The sequence below is a fragment of the Microbacterium sp. NPDC003461 genome, assembly GCF_053588335.1.
Map to the genome: position 1 here is coordinate 55,315 of NZ_JBSFPT010000013.1, position 14,382 is coordinate 69,696.

General features: G+C 70.5%; 15 protein-coding genes. 7 read left to right on the plus strand and 8 right to left on the minus strand.

The genetic code is table 11. The features are described from left to right. Positions 1-43: 43 nt before the first annotated feature. Entirely contained in the window at positions 44-799 is a 756-nt protein-coding gene (locus ACWDR7_RS07260; RefSeq protein ID WP_449854252.1) for a lytic murein transglycosylase, read from the minus strand. Positions 800-1,019: 220 nt separating this feature from the next. Between ACWDR7_RS07260 and ACWDR7_RS07265 the strand changes: the two genes are divergently transcribed. Beyond that, positions 1,020-2,399, plus strand: a complete 1,380-nt coding sequence (locus tag ACWDR7_RS07265) for a protein kinase domain-containing protein (RefSeq protein ID WP_449854253.1) — start codon at positions 1,020-1,022, stop codon at positions 2,397-2,399. Positions 2,400-2,414: 15 nt separating this feature from the next. Then, positions 2,415-3,488 (plus strand): FUSC family protein, encoded by a 1,074-nt coding sequence (locus ACWDR7_RS07270; protein WP_449854268.1) that lies wholly within the window; start codon positions 2,415-2,417, stop codon positions 3,486-3,488. A gap of 33 nt (positions 3,489-3,521) precedes the next feature. On the opposite strand, the gene ACWDR7_RS07275 is transcribed toward ACWDR7_RS07270, so the two are convergent. Beyond that, the gene (locus ACWDR7_RS07275; protein WP_449854254.1) at positions 3,522-3,662 is read right to left on the minus strand and encodes a hypothetical protein; all 141 of its coding nucleotides are present in this window, start codon (positions 3,660-3,662) and stop codon (positions 3,522-3,524) included. 42 nt (positions 3,663-3,704) lie between these two features. After that, positions 3,705-5,417, minus strand: coding sequence for an aa3-type cytochrome oxidase subunit I (gene ctaD / locus ACWDR7_RS07280; protein WP_449854269.1), 1,713 nt, complete (start codon positions 5,415-5,417; stop codon positions 3,705-3,707). A gap of 185 nt (positions 5,418-5,602) precedes the next feature. On the opposite strand from ctaD, the gene ACWDR7_RS07285 reads away from it, so the two are divergent. Further along, positions 5,603-6,130, plus strand: coding sequence for a hypothetical protein (locus ACWDR7_RS07285; protein ID WP_449854255.1), 528 nt, complete (start codon positions 5,603-5,605; stop codon positions 6,128-6,130). Positions 6,131-6,158: 28 nt separating this feature from the next. Here the strand turns inward: ACWDR7_RS07285 and ACWDR7_RS07290 are convergent, their stop codons facing one another. Next, positions 6,159-7,043, minus strand: coding sequence for a helix-turn-helix transcriptional regulator (locus tag ACWDR7_RS07290; protein WP_449854256.1), 885 nt, complete (start codon positions 7,041-7,043; stop codon positions 6,159-6,161). Between the two features lie 198 nt (positions 7,044-7,241). On the opposite strand from ACWDR7_RS07290, the gene ACWDR7_RS07295 reads away from it, so the two are divergent. Continuing rightward, entirely contained in the window at positions 7,242-8,267 is a 1,026-nt protein-coding gene (locus ACWDR7_RS07295; RefSeq protein ID WP_449854257.1) for a zinc-dependent alcohol dehydrogenase family protein, read from the plus strand. A 108-nt stretch (positions 8,268-8,375) separates the two neighbouring features. After that, positions 8,376-8,693, plus strand: a complete 318-nt coding sequence (locus ACWDR7_RS07300) for an N-acetyltransferase family protein (protein ID WP_449854258.1) — start codon at positions 8,376-8,378, stop codon at positions 8,691-8,693. A gap of 124 nt (positions 8,694-8,817) precedes the next feature. Here the strand turns inward: ACWDR7_RS07300 and ACWDR7_RS07305 are convergent, their stop codons facing one another. The 4 genes from ACWDR7_RS07305 to ACWDR7_RS07320 form a co-directional block, all read right to left on the minus strand. Then, complete coding sequence (locus ACWDR7_RS07305; protein WP_449854259.1) at positions 8,818-9,726, minus strand: NADP-dependent oxidoreductase; 909 nt, start codon at positions 9,724-9,726, stop codon at positions 8,818-8,820. Positions 9,727-9,790: 64 nt separating this feature from the next. Next, positions 9,791-10,216 (minus strand): cupin domain-containing protein, encoded by a 426-nt coding sequence (locus ACWDR7_RS07310; protein ID WP_449854260.1) that lies wholly within the window; start codon positions 10,214-10,216, stop codon positions 9,791-9,793. A 126-nt stretch (positions 10,217-10,342) separates the two neighbouring features. Further along, entirely contained in the window at positions 10,343-12,343 is a 2,001-nt protein-coding gene (locus ACWDR7_RS07315; protein ID WP_449854261.1) for a heavy metal translocating P-type ATPase, read from the minus strand. 88 nt (positions 12,344-12,431) lie between these two features. Beyond that, positions 12,432-12,665, minus strand: coding sequence for a heavy-metal-associated domain-containing protein (locus ACWDR7_RS07320; RefSeq protein WP_249387508.1), 234 nt, complete (start codon positions 12,663-12,665; stop codon positions 12,432-12,434). A 161-nt stretch (positions 12,666-12,826) separates the two neighbouring features. Between ACWDR7_RS07320 and ACWDR7_RS07325 the strand changes: the two genes are divergently transcribed. Then, positions 12,827-13,510 carry a Crp/Fnr family transcriptional regulator gene (locus tag ACWDR7_RS07325; RefSeq protein WP_449854262.1) on the plus strand — a complete coding sequence of 228 codons (684 nt, stop codon included), beginning with the start codon at positions 12,827-12,829 and terminating at the stop codon, positions 13,508-13,510. 274 nt (positions 13,511-13,784) lie between these two features. Then, the coding region (locus ACWDR7_RS07330; RefSeq protein WP_449854263.1) for a transposase family protein at positions 13,785-14,382 on the plus strand (598 nt) is incomplete at its 3' end.

The following is a 14,382-nucleotide window of genomic DNA, read 5'->3' on the forward strand; positions in this document are numbered from 1 at the left end:
GGCAACGCGTTCGGGAACGGTAGCGGTCCGTGTCCCGGCGGGCTCAGTCGGCGGACGCGTATCGGACGGCGGCGCGCGCCACCTGCGTCTGGTAGTCGAGCGTGTCGTTGTACGACCGCACGGCGCGGATCCACGCGTCGGCATCCTCGAGCGTGCTGTCGAGGCGGCACAGGTAGCGGGCGGCCGTGGCCGCCGCGTCGTCGATGCTGTGCGGGCTCGCCGTGCCGTCGCCGTCGGCGTCGACCGCCCACCTCCCCCACGTCTCCGGGATGAACTGCAGCGGCCCGACGGCGCGATCCCACTCGGTGTCGCCGTCGAGCGCGCCGCCATCCGTGTCGGGGATCGCGAGCGTGCGGTTCGTGCCGTCCAGCGGGATGCCGCGGATCTCCGGGCGCGCGACGCCGTCGGCATCCACCGCGCCGCCGTGGATCGTGCCGTGCCGGCTCTCGACCCAGCCGATGCCGGCCAGCGTGTTCCAGCCGACCGCGCAGCCCTCGGCCCGCGCGCGGGCGTCGGCGGCGACGTACGCGCGCAGCGCGCGCTCGGGGATGCCGGTGGCCCATGCGGTCTCGGCCAACCAGATCGGTTCCGGCGCCTCGCCCGCGGATCCCGGCGCCTCGGCGGGGGCCGCCGAGAGCGGATCGGGCGGCGCGGGAGCCGAGGTCGCCGGCCGCCACGCCTGCGCCGGCCGGAATCCGCTCAGCGCGCCGACGAGCGTGACCACGCCCCACACGGCGAGGACGCCGACGAGCGCGACCACGCCCACGACCGTCCCGACCCCGCGCCTTCTGGATGCCACCCCCCGATCCTGACGCAGGCGGCTGGAGGTTGGCCTCGCGGCCCGCGCGGGAGAATGGGCGGATGACGCCCGCACACGCTGTCCCGCCGGCGAGGCGGCCGCTCCCCGGCGGGGACGTTGCACGCGTTCCGGCATTCGTCAAGACCCCCGCGGCTTCTCGCCGCCCCTCTCTATCGTCGGGTGCAGGGAAGCCGTCCCGGCCGGGTCCGAGGAGGACGAGTTGAGTTCACCGTCGATGGAGAGCACCGCGCCCCTGCTCGAGGGCCGCTACCAGCTCAGCGAATGCGTCGGCGCCGGCGGCATGGCCACCGTCTACCGCGCGCACGACACGGCGCTCGGCCGCACCGTCGCCGTGAAGATGATGCGCACCGGACTCGAGGCGGCGGGCGCCCGATCGGCGCGCAGCGAGTCGATCGCCCTCGCCTCCCTCAGCCACCCGGGCCTGGTCACCCTCTTCGACGCCCGGTTCTCGCCGGGCAGGCCCGAGTACCTCGTGATGGAGTACGTCGACGGGCCCACGCTGAGCGATCGCATGCGGCGCGGGCCCCTGCCGGCCGCCGACGTGGCGGAGCTCGGCGCCGAGCTGGCCGAGGCGCTGCACGCCGTCCACTCCGCCGGCGTGGTGCATCGCGACGTCAAGCCGTCGAACGTGCTGCTCGCGCCCTCCGGCACGCCGGGGCGCGTCTACCGCGCGAAGCTCGCCGACTTCGGGATCGCCTACCTGCTCGGCGAGGCGCGGCTCACCTCGCCCGGCGTCGTGATCGGCACGCTGTCGTACCTGGCGCCCGAGCAGCTGCGCGGCGCGGAGCCGTCGCCGGCCGCCGACATCTACTCGCTGGGCCTCGTGCTGCTCGAGGCGCTCACCGGGGAGCGTGCGTTCCCGGCCTCGGCGCCCAACGAGGCCCTCGCCGCCCGGCACGCCCTCACGGTCGAGCTGCCCGACGCCCTGCCGTCGGGTTGGGCGGCGCTGCTGCGCCGGATGACGGCCGACGATCCCGCCGCGCGCCCCTCGGCGATCGAGGTGGCGCTCGAGGCGCGCGCCATCGCTCCCCCGCGCGCGAGCGCGACCGCGACGCAGCCCACGCTCCCGATGCCCGCGGACGAGACCACGCCCGCCGCGACGAGCGTGCTGCCGCATACCGCGCCGCTCGCCGCGCCCGCCGTCGCCGCGCGTCCTCCTCGCCGCCGCCGGCTCGCCGCGGGGTTGGCGCTCGCCGCGGCGGCGGTCGCGGTCGGCGGGGCCTTCGCCCTCGACGCCTTCACGCCCACCGCGGCCCCCGTCGTCACCGAGGAGTCCGTCGAGCCCGAGGCCCCCGCCGTCGTGCCGCCGGCTCCGGCCGACGACGACGCGACCGGGCCCGCCCACTCCGGCTCCGGCACCGGCTCCGAGACCGTGCAGAACGGACCGCAGGGCGGGCCGGACGAGGCGGCGAAGGCCGCCGAGGAGGAGCGCAAGCGCGCCGAGGAGGCCCAGAAGAGGGCCGAGGAGGCGCAGAAGAAGGCCGACGAGCAGGCGCGCAAGGACGCCGAAGAGGCCCAGAAGCAGGCCGAAGAGGCCCAGAAGAAGGCGGACGAACAGCGCGAGAAGGGCGGGGACTGAGCGGCCGGCGTGACCATGGCTCGTGACATCCGCGGCGCGGCGGTCGCCGTGGCGCGCGACCTCGGCGACCAGCCGCGCCTTCTGCTCGCCGCCAAGACGGCGGTCGCCGCCGCGATCGCCTGGTACGTCGCCCCGCTGATCCCCTTCACCGCCGACGAGTACTCGTACTACGCGCCGCTCGGCGTGCTCGTGAGCATGTATCCCACGCTCGCGCGCTCGCTCCGCTCCGGCGCGCTCGCGCTCCTCGGACTGGCGCTGGGCATCGGCGTGGGCATCGCGGCGCTGCTGCTCGTGTGGGCCGATGTCCCCGGCATCGTCGCCGTGGCGCTCGTGGTCGGCGTCGGCGTCGCGCTCGGCGGCATCCGGGCGCTCGGCGCCGGCCGCGAGTGGATCGCGATGGCGGGCCTGTTCACCCTGCTGCTCGGCGGGCGCAGCATCGAGGAGTTCTCCGTCTCCTACCTCGTGACCATGGCGTTCGGCGTGGTCGTCGGCGTCGCCGTGAACCTGCTGGTGTTCCCGCCGCTGTACCTGCGCCGCGCGAGCGAGCGGCTCTCCGCGCTGCGCTCGGTCGCGGCGGCGCAGCTGCGCGCGGTGGCCGACGCCGTCGCCGCCGGCGAGGCCGAGCCGGACGAGATCGAGAGCGGCCTGCGCGAGCTGAGCGCCACGGCCGCGGCCGTCGCGGACGAGGTGCGCGAGGCCGACGAGAGCCGCGTCGCCAACCCCCGCGCGCGGGGGCGGCAGCAGGTGCAGGACCAGAACCTGCGCCGGATGCGCGCGCTCGAGCGCACCACGGCCGCGACGCGCGAGCTGGCCGAGACCCTGGTGAGCGCCGAGACCCGCGCGCTGCCCGAGGACCCCGACCTGCGCGATCGGCTGAGCGAGGCCATCACGCGCGCCGCGGATCTCGTCGAGGCTCCGCCCGACGAGCCGTCCGAGCGCGGCCGGCTGGATTCCGCCCAGCAGGCGGTGGATCGATTCCGCGAGACGGTGGACGCGCGCGTCGCGCCGCATCCTTCCTCCGCCGACCGCCTGCTGACCGCCGCGCTGTGCCTGCAGCGGATCATCGACGCGTCGGGCCCCGTGCTCTGACGACCCGGTCGCCGCTCCCCGGCGCCGGTCCGGTCAGCGGAACAGCCCGCCGATCCCCCCGACGATGAACATGAGCGCCGGCACCAGCACGAGTGCCGCGGCGACGAGCGCGCACCCCGCGCAGCCGACGGCCGTCAATGCCCGCGCGATCCTCGTCGGCTCTCCATCCGCCACCCTTCGATCCTGGCGGGGGCCTCCGACACCCGATCGGTCCACCTATCTCGTCTTGCCGTCCTCCGCGTCGACCGCCGGCGCCTCGGGCGCGTCCTTGGCCGGCCCGATGCCCACGGGCACCGGAGCCTCGGAGTGGTGCAGGTCGAAGGCGGGCCGCTCGCTGCGGATGCGCGGGATCGACGTGAAGTTGTGGCGCGGCGGCGGGCAGCTCGTGGCCCACTCGAGCGATCCGCCGTAGCCCCAGGGGTCGTCCACGGTCACCTTCGGCGCCCGGCGCGCGGTGATCCACACGTTCAGGAAGAACGGGATCATCGACGCTCCCAGCAGCACGGCCCCCACCGTGGAGAGCTGGTTCATCCAGCCGAACCGGTCCTCCTCGGCGTAGTCGGCGTAGCGACGGGGCATGCCGTCCACTCCGAGCCAGTGGTGGATGAGGAAGGTCATGTGGAAGCCGATGAACAGCATCCAGAAGTGCACGTAGCCGAGCCGCTCGTTCAACATCCGACCCGTCCACTTCGGCCACCAGAAGTAGAACCCGGCGAACATCGCGAACACCACGGTGCCGAACACCACGTAGTGGAAGTGCGCCACGACGAAGTACGAGTCGTGCACGTGGAAGTCCAGCGGCGGCGAGGCGAGGATGACGCCGGTGATGCCGCCGAACACGAACGAGACGAGGAACCCGAGCGCGAAGACGATCGGCGTCTCGAAGGTCACGGACCCGCGCCACATCGTGCCGATCCAGTTGAAGATCTTCACGCCCGTGGGGACGGCGATGAGCATGGTCATGAGCGCGAAGAACGGCAGCAGCACCGCCCCCGTGACGTACATGTGGTGCGCCCAGACCGACACGGAGTACGCCGCGATGGCGATCGTGGCGTAGACGAGCGACTTGTAGCCGAAGATCGCCTTGCGGCTGAAGACGGGGAAGACCTCCGACACGATGCCGAAGAACGGCAGCGCGATCACGTACACCTCCGGGTGCCCGAAGAACCAGAACAGGTGCTGCCACAGCAGCACTCCCCCGTTGGCCGGATCGTAGACGTGCGATCCGAGGATCCGATCCGACGCCCCCGCGAACAGCGCCGCCGCCAGGACGGGGAACGCGATGAGCACGAGCAGGCTCGTGATGAGGGTGTTCCACGTGAAGATCGGCATGCGCCACATCGTCATGCCCGGAACGCGCATCGTGATGATCGTCGTGATGAAGTTCACCGCGCCGAGGATCGTGCCGAATCCCGACAGCCCGAGGCCGAGCATCCAGAGGTTGCCGCCCACGCCGGGTGTGAAGGTGGCGTTGGCGAGCGGCTGATACGCCGTCCACCCGAACGAGGCCGCGCCCTGCGGGGTGAGGAAGCCGCCCAGGGCGATGAGCGAGCCGAAGAAGAACAGCCAGAACGAGAACGCGTTCAGGCGCGGGAACGCCACGTCGGGCGCCCCGATCTGCAGGGGCATGATCGCGTTCGCGAACCCGGCGAACAGCGGCGTCGCGAACATCAGCAGCATCACGGTGCCGTGCATCGTGAACAGCTGGTTGTACTGCTCCTTCGTCGGCAGGATCTGCATGCCCGGCGCGAACAGCTCGGCGCGGATGATCAGCGCCATCACGCCGCCGAAGAGGAAGAAGATCAGCGACGCGATGAGGTACATGTACCCGACGGTCTTGTGGTCGGTGGAGGTGATCCACCGGACGAGGACGTTCCCCTTCTGCTCGGTGCGCCGCCTCGCGAGCAGCCGCGCCTGCGCGGCGGGCATCGGCGGGGCCTCGCGCCTGACCTGCTCTGTGCTCATGCGCGCTCCTGCGTCGCCGGACGGGGCTCCCGCGAACTGCGGGATCGCGCCGAGAGTACGGGCGCGATGCGCCCCGCCCCACGGGGTTGCCCGCCGCGGGCCGCGGCGGTATACGCCGCGCGTTGGCCGCGACGGAGTTGAATGGACGCATGAGCTACGCCGCAGAGGAGAGCACGATCGAGTACGCGGCTCGACGCGTCCGGCTCGACACGAACGCCCAGTTCGACGCGCTCGTGGCCGCGTTCGAGCGGGCCGTGCCCGCGCTGCCCGACGCGGAGGCGGCGGCGCAGGCGGAGGGCGCGGAGTGGCCCGCCTTCGTCCGCGGCGTGCAGTGGGAGTCGCCGAGCGGATTCGTGCGCGTGTGGTCCTCGCGCCCCGACGAGCTGCTGCGGCACGCGGGCGGCGACGCGCGCAGCGCGGTGTGGCTCATCGCGCATCACGGCATCGCGGCGCGGCTGTTCCGTCACGACGCGGGGACCATGCTCTACTCCCCCATCCGCGTCGAGGCGCACGCCGCCCGCCGCCCCGGCACGGTGCTGAGCCTCGAGCTGCCGAGCGCGCCGCTGGCGGCCTTCGGCATCAACAAGCTCACGCAGGCCGGCGCCGAGCTCGACCGCGCCCTCGGTGACCTGCTCGAGGACCTCGGCCTCCCCCGCCCCTCGGCCCTGCGGCGCTAGCGTGCGTCAGAACCGGTCATCGCCGGCCTCACAGGGCCGCCGCGTAGGCGGCGATCTGCGAGGCCGCCTCCGTGGCCGCCCAGGCCGACAGCAGCCGCAGCGACTGCTCCGTGGGCGATCCCGGCGTCGCTAGGTACACGGTCATCGCCAGTCCCGGGTCCTGATCCAGCTCGAGCGTCTGGTAGTGCAGCTCGAGCTCGCCGACGACCGGGTGCCGGAACGTCTTCTGGCCGGCGTAGTGGCGGCGCACATCGTGTGCCGCCCAGTACTCGCGGAACTCCAGGCTCTGCGTCGACAGCTCGCCGATCAGCGCGTGCAGGCGCTTGTCGTGGGGACTGCGCCCCGCCTCGCGCCGCAGGATCGTCACGTTCGTCCACGCCGCGCGGTCCCAGTCCGGATAGAAATCGCGCGACGACGGATCGAGGAAGATGTGGCGCGAGAAGTTCGCGGGCCGCGCGGATCCGGCGAACATCGGCGCGTACATCGCGTAGCCGAGCGTGTTGGCGACGACGAGGTCCATGCGGTTGTTCTGCACGAACGCCGGTGCGGTCACGAGCGCGTCGAGGAAGTAGTGCAGCTCTGGCCGCACGGGCGTGTCGCCGTGGCCCCGCTGCGGGCGCACTCCCACCGGGTTGGCGTTCCGCGCCAGGTCGAAGAGGTGCTCGCGCTCGGCCTGGTCGAGCAGGAGGGCGCGCGCGATCGCCTCGAGGACCGAGTCCGAGACGCCGCGCAGATTGCCGCGCTCGAGCCGGGTGTAGTAGTCCACGCTCATGTCGGCCAGCCGCGCGACCTCCTCGCGCCGCAGGCCCGGCACGCGCCGGCGATCGCCGAACGTCTCCACGCTCGCCCGCTGCGGCGACACGCGCGCGCGACGCGTCATGAGGAACTCGCGTACCTCGGATCGATTGTCCATGTCGTCCACGGTATGCCTCCGACGCGATGCGAGGGAGGGCCTGATGGAACCCGTCAGCGCGGCGCCCCGCACCTGCGTGAGGGGGTCTGCTGAGGCCTCTCATTCCGACGCGGAAGGGCGTTGACTTGTCTCCGAGACAGTCGCCGCATCGGCGGGGCGCCTCGTTCCGCACGAACGATCTCACGAAGGAGACCACGCATGCGTGGAGTCATGATGTACGCCCCCGGCGACGTCCGCGTCGAGGAGCGCGAGGACGCGTCGATCCAGGAGCCGACGGACGCCGTCATCCGGCTGGCCGCGAGCTGCATCTGCGGTTCCGACCTGTGGCCCTACCGCGGTGTCGAGGCGCTGGCGGCGACGCCGCAGGCCATGGGGCACGAGTACGTCGGCGTCGTCACCGAGATCGGCGCCGACGTGAAGAACGTGAAGGTGGGCGACTTCGTCGTCGGCTCGTTCGTCGCCTCCGACAACACGTGCGAGATCTGCCAGGCGGGCTACCAATCCCGTTGCGTCCACAACGTGATGATGGGCGCTGTCGGCACGCAGGCCGAGTACGCGCGGGTCCCGCTCGCCGACGGCACGCTCGTCGCGACGCCGGGCCAGCCCGATGCCGTCCTCATCCCGTCGCTGCTCGCCGCCTCCGACGTCCTCGGCACGGGCTGGTTCGGTGCGGTGGCGGCCGAGGCCGGACCGGGCAAGACGATCGCGATCGTCGGCGACGGCGCCGTGGGTCTGTCGGCCGTGCTCGCCGCTCAGCACCTCGGCGCCGAGAGGATCATCGTGTTCAGCCGCCACCCGGAGCGGCAGGCGCTGGCGCGCCAGTTCGGGGCGACCGACATCATCGAGGAGCGCGGCGACGCCGGCGCCGCGAAGGTGAAGGAGCTGACGGGCGGCTACGGCGCGCACGGCACCGTCGAGGCCGTGGGCACCCAGGAGTCGATGTGGCAGGCGATCCACTCCACCCGCGCCGGCGGCTACGTCGGCTACGTCGGCGTCTCGCACGGCGTGCAGCTGGATGGCCTCGACCTGTTCTTCACGGGCGTGCACCTGCATGGCGGCCCCGCCCCCGTGCGCCGCTTCCTGCCCGAGCTGATCCAGCTCATCTGGGACCGGAAGATCGACCCCGGCAAGGTGTTCGACCTCACTCTCCCACTGGAGGCCGCTGCCGAGGGCTATCGCGCGATGGACGAGCGCCGCGCCACCAAGGTGCTGCTCACCCTCTGACCGCGGCCGCGGGCCCGCGCGCAACGGACGCGCGGGCCCGCGGGCGACTTGCCGACGCGCGCGACTCCGCGATGTACTGGCTCTGTGCAGCGCCACGAGAACGGACCGGTGTCGGCATCTCTCCCCGAAGGGTCACCGTCGCCCAGCGACGTCCTGATCCGCCCCGCGCTGCCGGCGGATGCCGAGGCGATCGCCGCGATCTGGCGGGTCGGGTGGCGCGACGCCCACCTCGGCCATGTGCCCGAAACCCTCGTCGCGGCGCGCACGCCCGAGTCCTTCGCGCGGCGGTCACGCGAGCGGATCGCCGACACGATCGTCGCGACCCGCGGGGACGAGGTCGTCGGCTTCACAATGACGCACGGCGACGGCGCTGGTCACGTCAGGTCGACCTTCCCGAGTTCGGCGAGTCCGCACCAGTGCGGCTGACATCATCACGTGCCAGGGACGAGGTTCGCGCCCTCGTCAGCGACGACGCAGATCGGGCCATGACGGACGCGTTGCGTAAGGGCATCCGCAGTACGCAACTCGCCCCCACGCCCGGCATGGCTGATCAGCCTTCGGGAACCACGACGACCTTGCCGCCGGCGTGCCCGGTCTCCACGGCTGCGATCGCCTGACCTGCGTCATTGAGGTCGTACTGGGTGTCCGCATGGGGGTCGACCAGCCCGTACTGGATCACCTCGGTGATCTTCCCCATGGCCTCAGTCGTACGTGCCAAGCCCCGGCCGCCCAGTTCGACCGCGGCGTCCGGATCGGCCGCGGAGATGATCCGCCCCGGATCGGCCACCAGATCGGCGACGGCACGCAGCGCGTCACCGCCGACAAGATCGACGATCAGGTCGACGCTGGAAGCGACTTCTCGCACGCGATCGGCCACGCCCGAACCGGATCCGATGAAGGCCGCACCGGTGGACTCGATCAGTTCCCGCTTGGCCACGTCGGCCACGCCGAGGACCGTGAACTCGTGTACCCGGCCGATCTGCGCGGCCATCAGCCCCACCCCGCCGCCAGCGCCCAACAAGAGCAGGGTCTGGCCTGGTTCCAGTTCGATTTGGTGGGTGGCGTCATAGGCGGTGGCTGCGGCCACCGGAATGGTGGCGGCGTCGATGAAGGAGATCTCCTCGGGCTTGGCCACAGTGGTGGAGGCGCTCAAGAGCGTGTGCTCGGCCAGTCCGCCCTGCCCGGGCGCCACCAGGCCGAGCACCTCATCGCCCACCGCGAAGCCTTCGGTCCCGCCGCCCACCGCGATGACCACGCCGGCGGCTTCACGGCCCATCGGCGCCGGCAACGACCAGGCACGACCCAGCCGGCCCTCGCGCATCTTCCAGTCGGCCGGATTCACACCGGCGGCCCGGACCTCGATGGCCAGTTCCCCGGGTCCAGGCTCCGGAATAGGCCGGTCGATCAGCTGCTGGGTTTCGGGTCCGCCGTAGTCGGTGAAGACGTAGACCTTGGACATGAATGCGATCTCCTTCTGATCTGAGCGGTGTGTCTTAGTGCCCTAGATAACGTGACGATGGGGGTCAGAGCCGAGGGGGTTCGTCCTCACCGGCGGCTTCGGCGGCGTCGGCTTCCTCCCGGGTCGCGAAGGCGGCGCCGGCAGCATGCTCCGGTGGGCTGTAGATGGTGTAGAGCAGCAGCGGCTCGTCGCCGGTGTTGCGGAAGTTGTGCCGGGCTCCGGCCGGTACCGCGCATTGGTCACCGGCATCGATGGGGTGGGTGTGGCCGTTGAGATCGGCTTCGCCGGTGCCGGAGACGAAGGTCAGGATCTGGTCGGTGTGCTCGTGGACCTCGTCGCCGATCTGGCCGCCGGGCGGGATGGTCATCACCACGATCTGGGCGTGTTCACCGGTCCACAGCACCTTCCGGAAGTCGGGGTTGTCCCGGGCCACGTCCGCGATGGTGAAATGCTCGACGTTGTCTCCCAGGGTGAAGTTCTTTCCGTTCATGATTGCTCTCCTCCAGTTGCGTTTTTCGTTTTCGGTGTTCGGGTCGTTGTTGTGAATTTGTCGGTGTGTCCCGCGCCGGGAGCGGTAGCGGCTGGGTACCTGTTTGCCGCTTACGCGGGTTCGATGTCAGGCGTTGACCTGTTGCGCCGCTGTTCCGGTGGTCCTCTCGCTCTTGGGCATCGTGGTGGAGCCGCGGGCGTTGCGCAGTAGTCGCATCGCGTTGGCGATGACCACCAGTACGGAGGCTTCGTGGACGAGCATGCCGATCGACATGGTCACTCCGCCGGCGAAGACGCCGGCCAGCAGCAGCACCACGGTGATCAGGGCGATCGCGATGTTCTGCCGCATGACGGACACGGTCCGCTTGGCCAATCCGATAGCTTCCGGCAGCTTGAGCAGGTTGTCGCCCATCAGGGCGATGTCCGCGGTCTCCACGGCTACGGCCGAGCCGGCCGCCCCCATCGCCACGCCGATGTTCGCGGTGGCCAGGGCCGGGGCGTCGTTGACGCCGTCGCCGACCATGGCGATCGTGTGGCCCTCTTGCTGCAGTTGCGCGACCACGTCCAGCTTGTCCTCGGGAAGCAGGGAGGCGTGGATCTCGTCGATCCCGGTCGCCTTCCCGACGGCCTCGGCCACCAGCCGGGTGTCACCGGTGAGCATGACCACCTTCTCCACGCCGGCCCGGTGCAGGCGGGCGACCATCTCGGGTGCATCCTGTCGGACCTGATCGGCGACGGCGACGACGCCGATCACCTTGTCATCGACCGCCACGATCATCGGCGTCTTGCCCTCGGCGGCCAGCGATTCCGCCGCCTGGGCGGCGCTGCCGTCATCGACAACGCCGTACTGGAGTAGTAGCGGCGGGTTACCGATCAGCACCCGCCAACCGTCGACATCGGACACGATGCCCTTGCCGGGGACCGGGGTGACCGTGCCGGGGATGCCGTGCGGGCCTACTCCCTCGGCCTGGGCGGTGTCCAGGATGGGACGGGCCAGCGGGTGTTCGGAGCCGGCCTCAGCGGCGGCAGCCCAGCGCAGCACCTCGCTGCGCTCCAACGCCGAGTCCAGGACGACGACGTCGGTCAGCTGCGGGCGTCCCTCGGTCAGGGTGCCGGTCTTGTCCACGGCGACCGCGGAGATCTTCGCCGAGGTCTCCAGGAATTCGCCGCCCTTGATCAGGATGCCGTTGCGGGCGGCGCGGCCGATGCCGGCCACGATCGCGACCGGGATGGAGATCACCAGGGCGCCGGGACAGCCGATGACCAGCAGAGTCAGGGCCAGCACCACGTCGCCGGAGATCAGTCCGGCCGCCAGGGCCAGCACCATCACCGCGGGGGTGTACCAGCCGGAGAAGCGGTCGATGAACGCCTGGGTGCGGGCCTTGGCGTCCTGGGCCTCCTCGACCCGGTGAATGATCCGGGCTAGGGTGGTATCGGCCCCGATGCCGGTGGCCAGCACCTGCAGGAAACCGCCGCGGGAGACGGTGCCGGCGAAGACCTGTCCGCCCTTGGATTTTTCCACCGGGATCGATTCGCCGGTGATCGAGGCCTCATCGATGGCGCCGGTGCCCGAGACGACTCGACCGTCGACGGGGACCTTCGCGCCGTTCTTGACCAGCACGATCTCGCCCATTCTCACTTGCGCGGCAGGGACCTCCTGTTGCTGACCGTCGCGCACGACGGTCGCGGAATCCGGGGCGACAGCGACCAGTTCGGCCAGTGCCGAGCGCGTCTTGTTCAAGGTGGCAGCTTCCAGGGCGTGGCCGATGGCGAACAGGAACGTCACCGCCGCGGCCTCCCAGAAGTTGCCGATGATGACAGCGCCGATGGCCGCGACCGACACCAGCAGGTCGATGCCGATGACCTTGGCGATCAGCGCGCGAACCGCCTTGAGTACGATCCCGTAGCCGGCGACGGCGGCCGCGGCGATCATGAAGACATCCCCGAGGGTGAAGGCCGCGCTGGCATGCGCGGCGTGGGTGCCGGCGTCCAGCCACCACTGCGGGCTGACGGCGAGGTTGGCGACACCTCCGCCCAGCCACTGGAGGGCGAACGAGATGATGATGAGCACGCCGGACACGACGGGAACGGACCAGTTTCCATAGACCCATTTCTGGAGCCTGTTCACTTTCGGGTACGACCTTTCTGCGTCTTGAGCCGGCGTACCGGCAGGATGAAGGGGGAAATGTGAACGGGCCCTGTGGGGCCCGCTGGCGTTAGAAGGCCGCGGGCGTGGCCTTGTAGCCGGCCTTCACGACGGCGGCAACAAGGTCATCCACCGAAACGCGCTCGGCGTCGTGGTCGATCTCGATGCGGGCGGAGGCGAAGTGGACCTTCACGTTCTGGACACCCTTGAGGCGGCCGACCTGCTTCTCGATCTTGGCCACGCAGGAGGGGCAGGAAAAACCTTCCGCGCGGAGGATGGTGTGGGTTGTGGTCGCGGTGGTCATTGTGGAATCCTTCCGTCTTGGTGTTTCTTACTGACACCTTCACCGTAGGTTCGCCGTGCCGCGAACTCCTTGACATAGATCAAGTTCGCGGGGCTCCTCCCCGAGCGCCGCTGGCCCGTCCGTTACGGTCGCGTCGGGTCGGCGTGGGATAAAGTGGTGTCATGCCCGAGGATGACTTGTGCGTCACCCGCGTCCCGATCTTCCAAGGCCTCACCCGTCAGGAACAGTTGCGTGTTGCGGACTTCGCCCGCCCGGTACTCGCCGAAAAGGGGGAGATCGTCTATGCGCCCGGACAGCCGGTCTCGCGCCTGCTGGTGATGCACAGTGGACAGCTCAAGGTCAGCCACGCGGCCGCCGATGGTCAGGAGCAGATCCTGCGAACGGTGACCGACGGTGACGTCGTGGGTGAACGTGCATTCCTGACGGGCCACCGTCCGAACGATCTCGCCGTCGCGCTGGAAGAGAGCAGGATGTGCGTGTTCGACCATGCCGACCTTGCAGTCCTACTTCGTGACTACCCCGACATCAGTCAGCGGATGCTGCGGACGCTCTCCGACCGCCTCTCTTCCGTCGAGCGACTGCTGGCCGCCATCACCTCCAGCGATGTCAATGCCCGTGTCGCGGCCTACCTCCTGGACCTACCTGGCACCATGCGGGACGGAGCGGCCACGGTGAGACTTCCGATGGCGAAACAGGAAATTGCGGCGTACCTCGGCACGACACCAGAGACCCTGAGTCGACGCCTTGCCGCGCTCTCTGCCTCCGGCCTTATCGAATTGCACGGGCGCCGGGAGGTCGCGATTCTCGATATCGATGCGCTTGAACACGTAGCCACACCTCGATAGTCGGGTGCCGCTGCGGCGTGGCGGCCTCCTGGGCAGTATCCGGTGCAACTCGAACCCGCCCTTGACCTTCTTGCAGTGGCGTCACCTGTGTGGGCTGCTCCCTACGAGCTTCCCCCGGCACGGGCGCAAAGCGGGCGAAGGGGCCGACCTAAAGGCCAATATGGCTCTTCGCAGTTGAGCGGGTAGTGGGCTGAGTGCGTCGGTGCCCGGGTGAGGGTCGAGGTCTTCCGATGATGGAAGTTCTCACACTCATCATCTGCTGGAAGACCTCGACGTGCACCACGCTACCTTCGCGACCCCTGATCTGACGGTGTTCTGCCGTCTCGACGAGCTCGGCCTCGTGGCCGTCGGCCAGCGTCTGGACCCGGATCGGGCGGTGATCGAGTGCCGGGTCGCGCAGCCAGATCCGTGGTGCCGGGGCTGCGGCAGCCAGGCGCTCTCCCGCGGAACCGACACACGGTGTCTCGCGCACGAGCCGTTCGGGCATCGCCCGACCACGCTGCTCGTCCGGGTCCGCCGCTACAAGTGCTCTGGGTGCGGGCGCTCCTGGCGTGAGGACCTCACCGCTGCGGCGGCGGCGCGAGCGAAGCTGTCCCGTCGCGGGATGCGGTGGGCGCTGGAAGGGATCGTGGTCGACCACCTCACCGTGTCGCGTGTCGCCGCAGGTCTCGGGGTGTCTTGGCACACGGCGAATGATGCTGTCCTCGCCGAGGGACGCCGAGTGCTCATCGATGTCCCCGGCCGGTTCGACGGGGTTCGGGTGCTCGGTGTTGACGAGAGCCTGTCAAATGGTGTGTGTAAGGGGTGGGTCTCCTTACGAAAGGAAGCACCACATTGGCGATCGACAAGCAGGCGCGTGAAGCGCGCCGTAA